The 13,580-nt window shown below is 57.1% G+C and carries 15 protein-coding genes; 6 read left to right on the top strand and 9 right to left on the bottom strand.

From position 1 onward, the window contains the following. Window positions 1-8: 8 nt before the first annotated feature. Window positions 9-1,019, bottom strand: a complete 1,011-nt coding sequence (gene adhP / locus HMPREF3140_RS20220; RefSeq protein WP_002906221.1) for an alcohol dehydrogenase AdhP — start codon at window positions 1,017-1,019, stop codon at window positions 9-11. Window positions 1,020-1,271: 252 nt separating this feature from the next. On the opposite strand from adhP, the gene HMPREF3140_RS20210 reads away from it, so the two are divergent. Both HMPREF3140_RS20210 and HMPREF3140_RS20205 read left to right on the top strand, forming a co-directional pair. Then, entirely contained in the window at window positions 1,272-1,871 is a 600-nt protein-coding gene (locus HMPREF3140_RS20210; protein WP_002906218.1) for an inorganic diphosphatase, read from the top strand. A 167-nt stretch (window positions 1,872-2,038) separates the two neighbouring features. Continuing rightward, a complete protein-coding gene (locus HMPREF3140_RS20205; RefSeq protein ID WP_032411551.1) occupies window positions 2,039-2,992 on the top strand; it encodes a bifunctional helix-turn-helix transcriptional regulator/GNAT family N-acetyltransferase in 954 nt (317 codons plus the stop codon). Window positions 2,993-3,028: 36 nt separating this feature from the next. Here HMPREF3140_RS20205 and HMPREF3140_RS20200 read toward each other — a convergent pair whose 3' ends face one another. From HMPREF3140_RS20200 to HMPREF3140_RS20185, 4 genes are all read right to left on the bottom strand, one after another. Then, window positions 3,029-4,744 carry an ABC-F family ATP-binding cassette domain-containing protein gene (locus tag HMPREF3140_RS20200; RefSeq protein WP_032411550.1) on the bottom strand — a complete coding sequence of 572 codons (1,716 nt, stop codon included), beginning with the start codon at window positions 4,742-4,744 and terminating at the stop codon, window positions 3,029-3,031. 361 nt (window positions 4,745-5,105) lie between these two features. After that, a complete protein-coding gene (locus tag HMPREF3140_RS20195; RefSeq protein WP_004200032.1) occupies window positions 5,106-5,792 on the bottom strand; it encodes a hypothetical protein in 687 nt (228 codons plus the stop codon). Beyond that, a complete protein-coding gene (locus HMPREF3140_RS20190; protein WP_023285188.1) occupies window positions 5,789-6,484 on the bottom strand; it encodes a hypothetical protein in 696 nt (231 codons plus the stop codon). The genes HMPREF3140_RS20195 and HMPREF3140_RS20190 overlap by 4 nt, the downstream gene beginning before the upstream one ends. Before the next feature lie 180 nt (window positions 6,485-6,664). Continuing rightward, window positions 6,665-8,362, bottom strand: coding sequence for an NAD-dependent malic enzyme (locus HMPREF3140_RS20185; RefSeq protein ID WP_002906125.1), 1,698 nt, complete (start codon window positions 8,360-8,362; stop codon window positions 6,665-6,667). Window positions 8,363-8,439: 77 nt separating this feature from the next. On the opposite strand from HMPREF3140_RS20185, the gene HMPREF3140_RS28940 reads away from it, so the two are divergent. Next, entirely contained in the window at window positions 8,440-8,547 is a 108-nt protein-coding gene (locus tag HMPREF3140_RS28940; RefSeq protein ID WP_198406546.1) for a hypothetical protein, read from the top strand. Here the strand turns inward: HMPREF3140_RS28940 and sra are convergent. Next, a complete protein-coding gene (gene sra, locus HMPREF3140_RS20175) occupies window positions 8,544-8,684 on the bottom strand; it encodes a stationary-phase-induced ribosome-associated protein (RefSeq protein ID WP_004143727.1) in 141 nt (46 codons plus the stop codon). The two genes, HMPREF3140_RS28940 and sra, sit on opposite strands and share 4 nt — an antisense overlap. A 177-nt stretch (window positions 8,685-8,861) precedes the next feature. Beyond that, complete coding sequence (locus HMPREF3140_RS20170) at window positions 8,862-9,713, bottom strand: Vmh family MBL fold metallo-hydrolase (protein ID WP_070553084.1); 852 nt, start codon at window positions 9,711-9,713, stop codon at window positions 8,862-8,864. Window positions 9,714-9,826: 113 nt separating this feature from the next. Between HMPREF3140_RS20170 and HMPREF3140_RS20165 the strand changes: the two genes are divergently transcribed. Further along, the gene (locus HMPREF3140_RS20165) at window positions 9,827-10,720 is read left to right on the top strand and encodes a LysR family transcriptional regulator (protein ID WP_021440195.1); all 894 of its coding nucleotides are present in this window, start codon (window positions 9,827-9,829) and stop codon (window positions 10,718-10,720) included. Between the two features lie 67 nt (window positions 10,721-10,787). On the opposite strand, the gene HMPREF3140_RS20160 is transcribed toward HMPREF3140_RS20165, so the two are convergent. Both HMPREF3140_RS20160 and HMPREF3140_RS20155 read right to left on the bottom strand, forming a co-directional pair. Next, a complete protein-coding gene (locus HMPREF3140_RS20160) occupies window positions 10,788-11,033 on the bottom strand; it encodes a YmjA family protein (RefSeq protein ID WP_004180069.1) in 246 nt (81 codons plus the stop codon). Window positions 11,034-11,229: 196 nt separating this feature from the next. Then, window positions 11,230-12,144: an SDR family oxidoreductase gene (locus HMPREF3140_RS20155; protein WP_004151242.1), complete on the bottom strand. Its 915-nt coding sequence runs from the start codon at window positions 12,142-12,144 to the stop codon at window positions 11,230-11,232. Window positions 12,145-12,799: 655 nt separating this feature from the next. On the opposite strand from HMPREF3140_RS20155, the gene HMPREF3140_RS20150 reads away from it, so the two are divergent. Together HMPREF3140_RS20150 and HMPREF3140_RS20145 are read left to right on the top strand one after the other, a co-directional pair. Then, on the top strand, window positions 12,800-12,985 hold the full coding sequence (locus HMPREF3140_RS20150; protein ID WP_004143718.1) for a con-10 family general stress protein: 186 nt from the start codon (window positions 12,800-12,802) through the stop codon (window positions 12,983-12,985). 365 nt (window positions 12,986-13,350) lie between these two features. Next, entirely contained in the window at window positions 13,351-13,566 is a 216-nt protein-coding gene (locus HMPREF3140_RS20145) for a hypothetical protein (protein WP_004143717.1), read from the top strand. The last annotated feature ends 14 nt before the right edge of the window (window positions 13,567-13,580 follow it).

The following is a 13,580-nucleotide window of genomic DNA, read 5'->3' as shown; positions in this document are numbered from 1 at the left end:
GCGGGTGATTAGCTACGCAGATCGATAACCATACGGCCGCGGATCTGACCTTGCTCCATCTCTTTGAAGATAGCGTTGATATCTTCCAGCGGACGCAGGGTGACTTTCGGCACCACTTTGCCTTCGGCGGCAAACTGGAAGGCTTCCACCAGATCCTGACGGGTGCCGACCAGCGAACCGACCACTTCGATGCCGTCCAGCACCAGACGCGGAATATCGAGGCTCATCGCCTCCGGCGGCAGGCCCACCGCAACCACGCGGCCACCGGCGCGAACGGCATCCACCGCCGAGTTAAAGGCCGCTTTAGCCACCGCGGTTACTACCGCAGCGTGGGCGCCGCCGGTTTTTTCCTGAATCACTTTCGCCGCATCTTCATTGCGGGAGTTGATGGTCAGGTCGGCGCCCATCGAGGCCGCCAGCTCCAGCTGTCCGTCGTTGACGTCGATAGCGATCACTTTGGCGTTAAACACATTCTTCGCATACTGCAGCGCGAGGTTACCCAGCCCGCCGAGGCCGTAGATGGCGATCCACTGGCCCGGTTTGATGTGGGAGACCTTGACCGCTTTGTAGGTGGTGACGCCCGCGCAGGTGATGCTGCTGGCGGCGGCGGAGTCGAGGCCGTCCGGAACTTTTACCGCGTAGTTGGCGGTGACGATGCACTCTTCCGCCATGCCGCCATCGACGGTATAGCCGGCGTTTTTCACCGAGCGGCAGAGCGTCTCGTTGCCGCTGTTACAGTAATCGCAGTGGCCGCAGCCTTCGAAGAACCACGCCACGCTGGCGCGGTCGCCCGGCTTCAGGGAGGTGACGCCCGGGCCGACTTTTTGTACCACCCCGATCCCTTCATGGCCGAGAATGACGCCGGTTTTATCGCCAAAATCGCCGTTTTTCACGTGCAGGTCAGTATGACACACGCCGCAGCATTCCATTTTCAACAGCGCTTCGCCGTATTCCAGCGGGCGCAGCGTTTTTTCCGTGACGTTAACCTGATGGTCGTGGGTAACAACAGCTGCCTTCATGCCTGTCTCCTTGTGGGGGAATTGATTAACTTAATTAATGCAATAGTACCCAATAAGGATTAGACGCTGAGCGGTAAAATACAAGGCGCTTAGTACAGAATGTGGCTTTTTGCTACAGGGATAGCACAAAATTCAGACAACATCGCTATATTTGGTAGGTAATAATATTGACGCTGAATGGTCATGTTTTTGTCATCACTCGAATCTATTGTTTTGCGCATCAATTTCTTATAACAACAGAGTGATACAACAATGCATCTGGTAAAAACCATCCTCACCGCCGGTCTGCTTTTGTCCGCCGCCGCCCAGGCCCACAATGTGCTGGAATTTCCCCAGCCGGAAAACAACCCGGAAGAATTTTACGCCGTCACTGAGATCCCGACGGGCGGGATCATTAAGTACGAAACCGATGCTAAAACGGGGTTTATCGTCGCCGACCGCTTTCAGTCGATGCCGGTGGCCTACCCGGCGAACTACGGCTCGCTGACCCAGTCGCTGGCCGGGGATGGCGACCCGCTGGACGTGGTGTTTTATACCCGCGCGCCGATGGCCCCGGGCACGCTGATTAAGCTGCGGGCAATTGGTGTGCTGAAGATGATAGACGGCGGTGAGAAAGACGACAAAATCATCGCCGTACCGGCCAGTAAAATTGACCCGACCTACGACGACATCAAGACCATCTCCGATCTGCCGAAAATAGAACAGCAGCGGCTGGAGGCCTTCTTCCGGGTCTATAAAGAACTGCCGGAGGGGCGTAAAAAGGTCGAGCTGGCCGGCTTTAATGACGCCGCGGCCGCGAAGCAGGAGATCAAATCGGCCTGGGAGGCCTGGAAGGCGAAGAACCCGCAATAATATTCATCGCGGGCGCTGTCCGGCGCCCGCGGCATTCGCTTTCACGATCCCTATGGCGGCAAAATCACACGTCATACGACAACGCTTATCCCACCATATTGCATCTTGACGCAGGATGAAGGCGATGGTTGTATTGTACAACCATTTCATTTTCTGGACCCGCCGCCATGCCTGATACCCCCTTAATCCAACAGATTCGTACCGCCTCGCGGTTAATGGTGCGCGAGCTGGGCTTTATGAGCACCACGCTGGCCGCCACCCATTATTCACCTTCGGCGGTGCACACCCTGCTTGAGGTATCGATGAGGGGGGAGATGACGGCCGCGCAGCTGGTCACGTTGCTGGGACTGGAAAAATCAAGCGTCAGCCGGATGGTCTCTCGTCTGCTGGCGGCTGGTGAGCTGGAGGAGCGTCCTTGCGCGGAGGATGCGCGCGCGAAATCACTCGCCCTGACGGCAAAGGGGCACGATACGGTGGCGAAAATTAACGCCTGGGGTACCCGTCAGGTGGTGGAGGCGTTAGACCATCTGGATGAGACGCAGCAGCAAACTGTCGCCACTGGACTGGCGGCCTATGCCCGGGCGCTGGCGCAGTGTCGGGATAGCGCGCTCGCGGATACGGCTCCGCAAATTTCGCTGATGACCGGCTACCAGCCGGGGATGATCGGCCGGATAGCCCAGATGCACGGGGAGTATTACGCCCGTCATCATGAATTTGGCGCTTTTTTTGAAGGCAAGGTCGCCAGCGGCGTAGCGGAATTTGCCACCCGGCTCTCCTCCCCGGCCAACCAGATCTGGCTGGCGATCCGCGAAGGGAAAATCGTCGGCTCACTGGCTATCGATGGCGAGGACCTCGGCCAGCAGGAGGCGCATTTGCGCTGGTTCATTCTCGATGACAGCTGCCGGGGAAGCGGCATTGGCAGGCGGCTCCTCAGCGAGGCGATGGCTTTCTGCGATAGTCGCCAGTTTAGCGCGGTGCAGTTGTGGACCTTTAAAGGGCTGGACGCGGCCCGCAAACTGTATGAATCCTTTGGCTTCACGTTAATCCGCGAATGGCAGGGGGAGCAGTGGGGAAAGGTAATGACCGAGCAGCAGTTTACCCGGTCCGGAAACACCGGCTAAGGGCGTGGCGCCTTAGCCGGTGGGGGGACATGGAGATTACGTCAGTTGGTTAAGCAGGCGGGCAATCTCCTCTTGCCACTGTGCCTGCAGTGACGGCTTTTGATGTTTTGGCTTGCGGGCCATGTCGTCAGCCAGCCACTGCTCCAGGTCAATCAGCCGCGCCAGCAGCGCCTCCTCATCATCGTCAGCCCCGGCGGGTGTACTCTGCAAAGCGAGCCGACTGTCCGGGGCGGGCGCCACGGCCTGCAGACGGGCATAGACCTCCTCCAGGCTGTGCCACTCCGTTAGCCCGGCGCTGTCAATCAGCCAGAAGCGGTTACAGCTTTCGCTAATCAGCTGGCGGTCATGACTGACCAGCAGCACGCCGCCGGGGTAATCGCGCAGCGTCTGCGCCAGCGCCGCTTTACCCTCCATATCAAGATGGTTGGTGGGTTCATCCAGCAGCAGCAGACTGTAGCGCGCCAGCGACAGGCCAACGAACAGCAGCCGCGATCGCTCGCCGCCGCTGAGGGTGCTGACCTTCTGGCTATGTCTCGCCCAGCCAAACCCGGCGGCGATCAGCGCCCGTTTACGGGTGTCCGCCGACGGGGCAAACGGCGTCAGGGCCTCGAGCAGGCTGGCCTCGTCCGGCAACTGCGCCAGCGTTTGGTCATAGTAGCCGGGGTGCAACCGGGGATGCAGGCGCAGCCCCGGGAGAGGCGATGCGTTGTTCATCTGCTGCCACAGCAGGCGCAGCAGGGACGATTTGCCGCCGCCATTACGTCCCATGATGGCCACGCGATCGCCGCTGCGCAGGCGCGCCACGCCGGTGGTGAAGAGGGATGGCTGACCCGGCGCGGGCGAGACGGGAAGGGTGTCCATCTCCAAAAGGCGGTCGGCCGGCAGGGCGTCCCCCTGTAACACCAGGCGCCACGGCGGGCCGACGCTGAGCTCGGTCTGCTCGTCTTTCAGGCGGGCGACCTGCTTCTCCATCTGTTTGGCTTTGCGGGCGAGATCTTCATTGTCATAGACCCGACCCCAGGTGGCCAGCCGCCGGGCGCTGGCGCTGACCCGGTCGATCTCTTTTTGCTCCGCCTTATGACGTAACGCGGCGCTTTCATCCTGCTCCTGCAGTGCCTGACGGGCAGCGCTGCAGGGCAAGGCGAAGCAATGTAGCGTCTGGTCACGGAGGATCCAACTCGCATTAGTTACAGCATCCAGTAAGGTGTTGTCGTGTGACACCAGTACGAAGCTCCCCTGCCAGGTTTGCAGGAAGCTTTCCAGCCACAGCAGGGTGGGCAGATCGAGATGGTTGCCCGGCTCATCCAACAAGAGCAGATCAGGCTGGCGGATCAGCGCCCGGGCCAGCAGCAGACGCGTGTGCTGGCCGCCGCTCAGGGTGGCGGTCTGCTGCTCCATCACCGCCGGGGTAAAGCCCATCTGCGCCAGCAGGCGCTCGGCCAGCCAGCGCTGTGCTTCCCGCGCGTCGGCGGGTAATGGGGCCAGCACCGCCTGCAGCAGCGACTGCGTATGCAGCGCCTCCGGCAGATGCTGTTCAACGCGGGCCATCAGACACTGACCGGCAAGCGAGACGCTGCCCGAGGTGGGCGCGAGGGTGCCGTCCAGCACCTGCAGCAGGGTGCTTTTGCCGCAACCGTTATGGCCGATGAGACCGATCCGGTCGCCTTTCTTCAGGGTGAAGGAGAGGGAGTTAAACAGCGGCCCAAAAGCCGTCTCCACGTGGAGCGCATGGGCAGTTAGTAATGTACTCATAGTCAACTTACTCAAGAGTTACAGGCATGCAAATGCCTCGTCAAAACTCGCTGACGATAACCCGGTAAGCCGGAGAGAAGGGATTGCGTGAAGGGTCTTCGCTCAAGCCATAGTTATCGCAGCACGATACCGATAACGCTTGAGCTGGCGCAATTGCCTAAGGCATGTGAAACAATAAACATTTCACAGTACAGCATGGGGGGCCTCCTTTTTTATTCAGTAAGTGGATGGGTGCTGGCAGTGTAGTGGGGAAAGGGAAAGCGCGCCAGTGACAAAACTGGCAGGGGCCGATACCCACCAGTTTTCGTGTTCAGTGCCATTACCGGCGAGATATTGTTGGCGCAGAAGGCTAGTGTGTTTGCTAAAACGTAATGGGAAACCAGCGGGCGTGGTCGCGGGTATATTCCGTCATCGCCTGGGGATCCTTTATCGCCTGGCAGGGAGCCTCGAGAATATTCGGATACGAATCCGGATACCAATCCTCTTCGGTCGTTAAGGTAAAAAAGCGAGACTCCCGGTGGGTTTCACAGGTATAGGCGTTTTTAATATTGTCGACTTTGCGATATCCCCTGGGATCACGATATTCGATATACACGTTGTACTCAGAGCGGGTACCCCGCCACGCGCCAGGCTCCGGTTTCTGCCAGCGTATCGTCTGGTAGTAGCGCTCCCGCTCGCCGTAGCGATAGACAGGGGTTTCCCCGCCGGGAATCACGTCGGGTCTCAGGAAGAAAAACAGCAAACCCGCCAGCAGGAGTAACACCGATGGGAGAGTGTGGGTCAGCAGCCGCGGCGCCCGACGGTTAACCAGCAGCAGCCACAGCAGCGGCGGGATCGTGCTGACGATAAAAGCAAAGAGGATTTTCGCCGGCGTATAGAGTTCATGCACAGAGACCTCGCCGGCTTTCGCCGCGTAAAACGCCTGCTTATCGCCGAAATACCAGTACTCACCGTGAAAGGCGCTGATGGCGCTCACCAGCAACAGTCCGCTAAACAGCCCCAGCCAGAGGCGTAATATCGGCTGCAAAACCATTTTTTGCTGGCTCATTTACGGCTCCTGATGGTTTTAGTGACAAGCAGCTCGTCTTCAGAGACCGTATCCAGATCGGCAATCTGACTACACTGGTTGGCAAGGACCTGCGGATCGCCGTTCGGGAACCAGCCCTCATTGAATGACAGGGTGTAAAACTGGGTATGCCGCTGCACTTCACAGCGCCAGGCGCGGCGAAGATTGTTTCTGTCGATAAGCCAGCGGGGATCTTTCGCTTCAACAAAGGTTTCATATTTTGATTGCTTAGCGGAATGACTACCTGACCGGGTTTTCATCCAGAATATGGACGCATAATAGGTATTGTGTTTACCGTACTGAATACTGGCATCCCGACCCGGGGTGACCTCCGGGTGGAGGAAAATAAATATCCCGGCGGCAATCAGTACCATCAGCGGTAATATAGGATGCTGTATCGGCCGCCAGGGGATTTTACGTACCGCCAGTAGCCAGACCAGGGTAATAATAAACACGTAGAGCAGGGCGAAGAAAAATTTACTCGGCTCATAGATGACGACATCCACCAGATCGCCGGTGGCGGGCTGATACTGTTCAGCCCGCGGGGTGAGCATCCACATATCGCCGCCAAACAGGCACAGGCCGGCGATGATGGCGGACCCGCCCGTAAGCAATAAAATAACACGGATCAGAATAGCGATTGTTTTATTTGTGCCTGGGATTAATTTTTGCATTTCACATTCCGTTGTGAGGGGAGAGGCAACTATTTTGCACAGCAAAGGGCGTGCGGCAAATGCTATCTGTTTTCTATTTTTACGATGAATGTATATAGGCGGAAAAAACGTTTCTGTGGCGGGAGGTATTATTCTGACGTTATTAATAACCGGGCCGATATGTCGACCCGGTGACAGTGATTAAATCGAGGTGCGGCGATAATTGCGATATTCCGGTAACCAGAAATTATCGCTGATCGCTTGCAGCAGCGCTTCGGCGGAGGTTTTCACCGCCACGCCTTGCTCCTGGGCCACCTTGCCCACCGCGAAGGCAATCGCCCGTGAGACGGTCTGGATATCCTTCAGCTCCGGCAGCACCGGACCTTCGCCGTTGTTGACCAGCGGCGAGTGCTGCGCCAGGGTTTCGCTGGCAGCCATCAGCATCTCGTCTGTGACCCGCGACGCGCCGGAGGCGATCACCCCCAGTCCAATACCCGGGAAGATATAGGAGTTATTGCACTGGGCGATGGGATACTGCTTGCCTTTCACGGTAACCGGGGAGAATGGACTGCCGGTGGCGACCAGCGCCTCGCCGTCGGTCCAGCTCAGGATATTCTGCGGCGTCGCTTCCACCCGTGAGGTTGGGTTGGAGAGCGGCATCACGATCGGCCGCGGGCAGTGCTTGTGCATCTCGCGGATAATCTCTTCCGTGAACAGTCCCGGCTGACCCGAGACGCCGATCAGGATGTTCGGCTTCACGTTGCGCACTACGTCCAGCAGGGACAGCGCCTCGCTGGTGGTATCCCAGCTCTGCAGCTGCTCACGCTTTTGCACCAGCTTGTTCTGGAACGGTAGCAGATTAGGCATGCCGTCGGTTAACAGGCCGAAGCGGTCAACCATAAACACGCGCTGGCGGGCCTCTTCTTCACTGAGTCCTTCGCGGACGATCTGGGCGATAATCTGTTCAGCGATACCGCAGCCGGCCGAACCCGCGCCGAGAAAGACGATTTTTTGCTCGCTCAGCTGGCTACCGGCGCCGCGGCTGGCGGCGATCAGCGTCCCGACGGTCACCGCCGCGGTGCCCTGAATATCGTCGTTAAACGAGCAGATTTCATTGCGGTAGCGGTTGAGCAGCGGCATGGCGTTCTTTTGCGCAAAATCTTCAAACTGCAGCAGCACGTCCGGCCAACGGGCCTTAATCGCCTGGATCACGTCGTCAACGAACTGATAGTACTCGTCGTCGGTAATGCGTGGATGGCGCCAGCCCATATACAGCGGATCGTCGAGCAGCTGCTGATTGTTTGTTCCGACGTCCAGCACGATAGGCAGGGTGTAAGCCGGGCTGATGCCGCCGCAGGTGGTATACAGCGACAGTTTACCGATCGGGATCCCCATTCCGCCGATCCCCTGGTCGCCGAGGCCGAGAATGCGCTCGCCATCGGTGACCACAATCACTTTCACGTTGTGGTTCGGGACGTTTTGCAGGATGTCGTCAAGGTTATGGCGATTCTGGTAGGAGATAAAGACGCCGCGGGCGCGACGATAGATCTCGGAGAACCGTTCGCAGGCCGCGCCTACCGTCGGGGTATAGATAACCGGCATCATCTCTTCAAGGTGGTTGCCGATCAGGCGATAAAACAGGGTTTCGTTGGTGTCCTGGATGTTACGCAGATAAATATGTTTGTCGATTTCAGTTTTGAATCCCTGATACTGGATCCAGGCGCGTTCCGCTTGCTCTTCGATAGTTTCAACCACTTCCGGCAGCAGGCCGAGCAGATTGAAATTGCTGCGCTCTTCCATACTGAAGGCGCTTCCCTTGTTGAGCAGGGGGAATTCAAGCAGAACGGGACCCGCGTAGGGGATGTACAGGGAACGGTTTTTCTTATGGGTAAATTGCATCGCACTAACTCCTTGATCATGACCACAGTCCCGGCGCGGCGATAAGCGAAGGGCGGGTGGAAAGCAGCGGGCAGAGTATAGAGCAGAAGGTCTTCAAGCGGGTAAACAAGCAGTCAATTGCCATAAAAAAACACCATCCTGGCAACAGGACGGTGTTGTTTATCATCACTCAGGCTGAAAATTAACCACCGCGGCGTTTGCGGCCGGTAGCATGGATGTGGTTAATGGTGGTTTCTTCATCGCCTTCCAGCACCACTTTTTTCTGCCGGGAAAGCTTATAGTTCAGACCGAGAAGATGACGTGCCTGATGGTTCGATTTCATTCTGACTCCTTTATCCTGTTCTGGTTTCAAGGGCAAACCCGGTAATGACCGGATGAAATGTAACCCAAAGTCGGCCGCGCGTTTTTTGTGCGGCCACAGGTAGGGTGGTCCATTTTCTCGGTAATAGCAACCCTGGGGAGCCAGATTAAGAACAGTCCTCCTTGCGCGCCGCAGGGGTCACCACTTCATCTCACCGGTATTAACTTTGGCGCTTAACTCCAGCGAGCTGGTCTCCGCCAGGCCCGGCCACTGTGACTCCATCGCCTTGATCACCCCGGCCGAATCCGAATGCGTCTTCAGCGCCTGCTCGAACTGCTGGAGATAAGTTTTTGTAAAGCGCACCGCGCTGTCTCCCTCCGGCGGGGGGCCGAGATAATGGCCCGGGATCACCCGCTGCGGGTGCAGGGCGATCATCTGGTCCAGCGTATTACGCCATTGCTGACGACTGGCCGGCGTCTGGGTGTCGGCGGTCCAGAGATGCATACCCCACGCCACGCCGGTGCCGCCGAGGATCGTTTTGTTCGCCCGGATCCAGACGAACGCCGCGTAGTCATGCGGCTGCATGATGGTCACTTTCTCGCCATCGATGGTAAAGCTGTTGGCCTCCAGCGCCTGCGGGACATACACCTGCGTCGGCGCGCCGTCTTTCATTTGCGGGCCCCAGTACGCCAGTTTGGCCGCTTTGGTGGCTGCAATATGTTTGACGACCTCCGGCGTGGCGACCACCTCCGCCTGCGGGAAGGCTTTTACCAGCGGCTCAAGACCAAAATAGAAATCCGGATCGCCAGAGGTGATCACAATCCGCGATAGCGGTTTGCCGTTTTTCCTGATCATCTCCACCAGCTTTTCCCCATCTTTGACGCTGAACTGCGCGTCGAAAAGTACCGCTTCATGCGGACCGGAAACGAGGGTCGAGTTGACGGCAAAAAGTCCTTTTTCCTGCGGGTTGTAAGTTTGCAGCGTCAGAGGCGCCGCGAAGACCGCGCCGCTGAACAGGGCGGTAGCAACAGCAAGGGCAGATAATTTCATGATTTATTCTCAGTAACAGGTGAATGCGTTCCATTGTACGGATTTCGCTATTTGATAAAATTCCTGAAACAAGAGATGCTGAGTTTCATAAAACGTGCAGATCAGGGGGAGTGATGGACAGGGTGATTGCTGCGCAGGTGTATCTGCGCATCTGCGAGCTGGGAAGTCTTAGCGCCGCGGCGCGGGCGCTGGGTATGTCGCGCCCGATGGTCAGTCGCTATCTGGAGCAGATGGAGAGCTGGGCCGGCGCCCGGCTGATCCATCGCTCAACCCGGCGGCTGACGCTGACCCCGGCCGGGGAGAAGGTATTGCTCAAGACCCGCGGTTTGACGCGGATCGCCGATGAAATCGCCGGCGAGCGTCAGCGGGCCGATCCCAGCGGCACATTGCGCGTCGCCTGCGCGCACTTTACCGCCATGCAGCTAATCTCCCCGCTGCTACCGGACTTTCTCGCCCGCTATCCACTGCTGCGCCTGGAGCTGGATATCAATAACCATCCGGTCAGCCTGATCGGCGAGCGTATCGACGTGGCCATTCGCATTACCGACAACCCGGAAGCGGGGGCCATCGCTCGTCGCCTCGGAGTGTGCCGTTCGCTGCTCTGCGCCGCGCCGGGCTGGATGCGCCAGCATGGCCCGTTGACGACGCCCGACGATCTGCAACGACATAACTGCCTGCTATACAGCCATTTCGCCAGCCAGCACTGGCAGTTCAGCGATGCGCAGGGGCGCGAAGCGTCGGTGGCGGTGAACGGTAATCTGAGCGCAGGGATATCTTCATTGCTGCTGGAGGCGGCGGTTGCCGGGTGCGGCATTGCGATGCTTCCCGAACTGGAGGCCCGGGGCGCGATTGACAGCGGCACGCTGGAGGTGGTGCTTCCGGAGTGGACGCCAAAGGCGTTGAGCGTTTACGGCATCTATCTTTCCCGCGACTACCAACCTGACGGATTACCGCTATTTCTTGATGCGCTGCAGAGGCGTCTGGGAGAGGAGACTGGCCACGGCTGAGTCTAGGCGCTTCGTGCCCAGGCAGCACCGGCGGAAGGCAATTCCGCCGGTAGGCTGACGTTGAGCTTTATTCGTTGCCCCACTGATTAAGAAAATTAGCGATATCGTCAATGCGGTTTTCGTTAATGGCCGCCTCGCGGGCCATTTCTCGCTGCGCCTCTTCGTCAATCTCTTCGTTATTAGTTAACCGCGCAATCAGCAGTTGGAAATAGCGCGCCAGCGCATCGCGTTCTTCATCCTTTACCGGCGCAGCCGCTTCGGTCTCGTATTCGTCCACGATGTCATAAAATTTCAGGGGGATGTCATTACTCATCTGTCGTCCTCAGGGGTGGCGTCGGGGCCAGGGTTAGCGCACAGCGGCGGGCGGACATCATAGCATGCGGCCAGAGTAGCGGAGTGGAGGAAAGAAAAAATTGCCGCAACCGGGAGGCGAGGGGCCAGTATATAGCCGCAAGGGTTGGCCGGGAAAATACCGGCGCGCGCTGGCGCGCGTCGGTATGCCGGGAGGCTTAGACCACACCATCCCCGCCGTCAGAACACCACACCTGTCCGGAGGTATATGAGCAGGCATCGGATGCCAGGGTGACATACAGCGGGGCGATCTCTACCGGTTGCCCCGGGCGCCCCATCGGCGTGTCTTTGCCAAACTGTTTCACCTTCTCGTCCGGCTGGCCGCCGCTGGATTGCAGCACCGTCCAGTAAGGGCCAGGCGCTACGGCGTTCACGCGAATGCCTCGTTTCGCCACCTGTTTAGCCAGCGATTTAGTGAAGATCGCGAGACAGGCTTTGGTCTGCGCATAATCGAGCAGGATCGGGCTGGGTTTATACGCCTGCACCGAGGTGGTATTGATAATCGCGCTTCCGGCCTGGAGGTGAGGCAGTGCGGCGCGGGTGATCCAGAACGGCGCGTAGACGTTGGTTTTGAAGGTGGCGTCGAAATCTTCGGTGGTGAGTTCCTCAAGGGTTTCGCAGTATTGCTGACGTCCGGCGTTATTAACCAGGATGCTCAGACCTCCCAGCTGTTCCACCGCGTCGGCCACCAGCGACTGGCAGAAGGATTCTGAGCGAATATCACCCGGGAGGGCGACCGCGGTGCGCCCTTCGGCTTTGATCAGGGCGATAACTTCATCCGCATCCTTTTGCTCTTCGGGCAGATAGTTTATCGCGACGTCGGCGCCTTCGCGGGCAAAGGCGATCGCCACCGCACGGCCAATACCGGAGTCGCCGCCGGTAATTAACGCTTTCTTACCAGCCAGTCGCCCGGAGCCGGTGTAGCTGGTTTCACCGTGGTCCGGGGATGGCTCCATTTCCGCATCCAGACCCGGCGGGGTTTGTTCTTGCTCCGGGAACTCCGGACGTGGAGCCGTCTCTTCTGGCAACATGGAGGTGGGTAACTTCTTCATTGGCGGTTTTTCATCTTGCATAGTCATCTCCTTCAGACAGAACGGGCCAGCTCTAAGAATAGGTCAGCTTCTCCTGGCGACAGCCACTGAATGACTCGCAACATCGCAGTCAATGGCCAACCGTAGGCGTAACGGTATGCCTTAACCGACTGATCCTTGGCGTATTTCGGGGGATAGCGTTGCGTTATTATTGCTGACGTTAAATTAGGATTATTCCATCCTTAATCAAGGACCGAGGGCTATTTTCGTAACGCGCATGATCTTTTTCTCGAGTTAGGATGAAGGTGCTCCCTGAATAAACGATGAAGATGTTCATTCGCAAACCATGGCCTATAAGTTGATACCTCTTTAGGGGTAATATTCCTGGGGTTGTATTCAGCGGGATAAAGAAATATTTATTCATTAAATCGTTTGCATTTTTTTACAAACGGCCGTTGGACGATTCTGTTTTACCCGCCGGTGAACATAACCTACGTCAAATAAAGGAGTTGTGTGAGGTATATTTTATCTTACCGCTTCGTTAGTAAAGCTTTATTTTGTCAGTGCGCGGATGGGTATCTGAAATTAATTTGACTCCTGCAGGCATTCCTCTAGTGTTAGATATCGAGGGCGATGATTTGTAACAGGGTCATTTTCCATTTACCAACCGATATTGATCAAACCAAAGGTGAAAATTATGGCAGAGCATAGAGGCGGTTCAGGTAATTTTGCAGAAGATCGTGAGAAAGCATCCGAAGCCGGGCGTAAAGGCGGACAGCACAGCGGCGGGAACTTTAAAAATGATCCTGAGCGTGCATCCGAAGCCGGTAAGAAGGGTGGTAAGAACAGTCATGGCGGCGGCCGTAAATCCGGTGACAGCTAGCGACTGATGAGCTGTGACGCCGACAAATCGGCGTTGAGACAAAACCTGTGGGCCAGATGGTCCGCAGGTTTCTGCATATTCAGGGTTTATTTCTCTATAACGACATTCATTATCCGCGATGCGGGGGAACTAAAAGGTGAGGAGGAAATCGCCGCATCACTAGCAATAAAAGAAGGCCGCAGCGGCAATAAATTAGCCGGACGGTAAAGACAGAAAATAACGGAACGGGACAATACGCAACGCTGTTTTCTTTTTTATGCTTAGGCAAAAGAAAGACATTTTCAGCGTAAGGTTTAGCGCCTGACGCTGCGGTCAGAGCGTCGATAAAATGGTCGCTCAATATTGTTCGGTCCTAAGGTAATAAAATGAAGTTGACGCCAGTGTTTATTAAGCGCTGTCATCTTGTCGCCGCCGTTATGTGGGTGGGTCTGGCGATACCCTCGTTGATCTGGTGGAAAGACAGCGTACTGTGGGTCATTCTCATCAGTATTTATGCCAATATTGTTGGCCATTTATCCGGATATAGCGCAGCGCGAGCTGACCAGGCGGCGGAAGAGAGTGAAGATTCCACGTCAAAATAAAAGGTTAATGATCA

The sequence above is a fragment of the Klebsiella sp. HMSC16A12 genome (assembly GCF_001808265.1).
GTDB lineage: Bacteria > Pseudomonadota > Gammaproteobacteria > Enterobacterales > Enterobacteriaceae > Klebsiella > Klebsiella pneumoniae.
This window is presented reverse-complemented; position numbering and strand designations above follow the sequence as displayed.

Coding starts and splice junctions, on each gene's coding strand:
- HMPREF3140_RS20210 (WP_002906218.1), top strand. CDS start 1,272: ATGCATCTGGTAAAAACCATCCTCACCGCCGGTCTGCTTTTGTCCGCC.
- HMPREF3140_RS20155 (WP_004151242.1), bottom strand. CDS start 12,144: ATGCAAGATGAAAAACCGCCAATGAAGAAGTTACCCACCTCCATGTTG.
- HMPREF3140_RS20185 (WP_002906125.1), bottom strand. CDS start 8,362: ATGCAATTTACCCATAAGAAAAACCGTTCCCTGTACATCCCCTACGCG.
- HMPREF3140_RS20200 (WP_032411550.1), bottom strand. CDS start 4,744: ATGAGTACATTACTAACTGCCCATGCGCTCCACGTGGAGACGGCTTTT.
- HMPREF3140_RS20160 (WP_004180069.1), bottom strand. CDS start 11,033: ATGAGTAATGACATCCCCCTGAAATTTTATGACATCGTGGACGAATAC.
- HMPREF3140_RS20165 (WP_021440195.1), top strand. CDS start 9,827: ATGGACAGGGTGATTGCTGCGCAGGTGTATCTGCGCATCTGCGAGCTG.
- HMPREF3140_RS20170 (WP_070553084.1), bottom strand. CDS start 9,713: ATGAAATTATCTGCCCTTGCTGTTGCTACCGCCCTGTTCAGCGGCGCG.
- HMPREF3140_RS20150 (WP_004143718.1), top strand. CDS start 12,800: ATGGCAGAGCATAGAGGCGGTTCAGGTAATTTTGCAGAAGATCGTGAG.
- adhP (WP_002906221.1), bottom strand. CDS start 1,019: ATGAAGGCAGCTGTTGTTACCCACGACCATCAGGTTAACGTCACGGAA.
- HMPREF3140_RS20190 (WP_023285188.1), bottom strand. CDS start 6,484: ATGCAAAAATTAATCCCAGGCACAAATAAAACAATCGCTATTCTGATC.
- HMPREF3140_RS20195 (WP_004200032.1), bottom strand. CDS start 5,792: ATGAGCCAGCAAAAAATGGTTTTGCAGCCGATATTACGCCTCTGGCTG.
- HMPREF3140_RS20205 (WP_032411551.1), top strand. CDS start 2,039: ATGCCTGATACCCCCTTAATCCAACAGATTCGTACCGCCTCGCGGTTA.
- HMPREF3140_RS20145 (WP_004143717.1), top strand. CDS start 13,351: ATGAAGTTGACGCCAGTGTTTATTAAGCGCTGTCATCTTGTCGCCGCC.
- sra (WP_004143727.1), bottom strand. CDS start 8,684: ATGAAATCGAACCATCAGGCACGTCATCTTCTCGGTCTGAACTATAAG.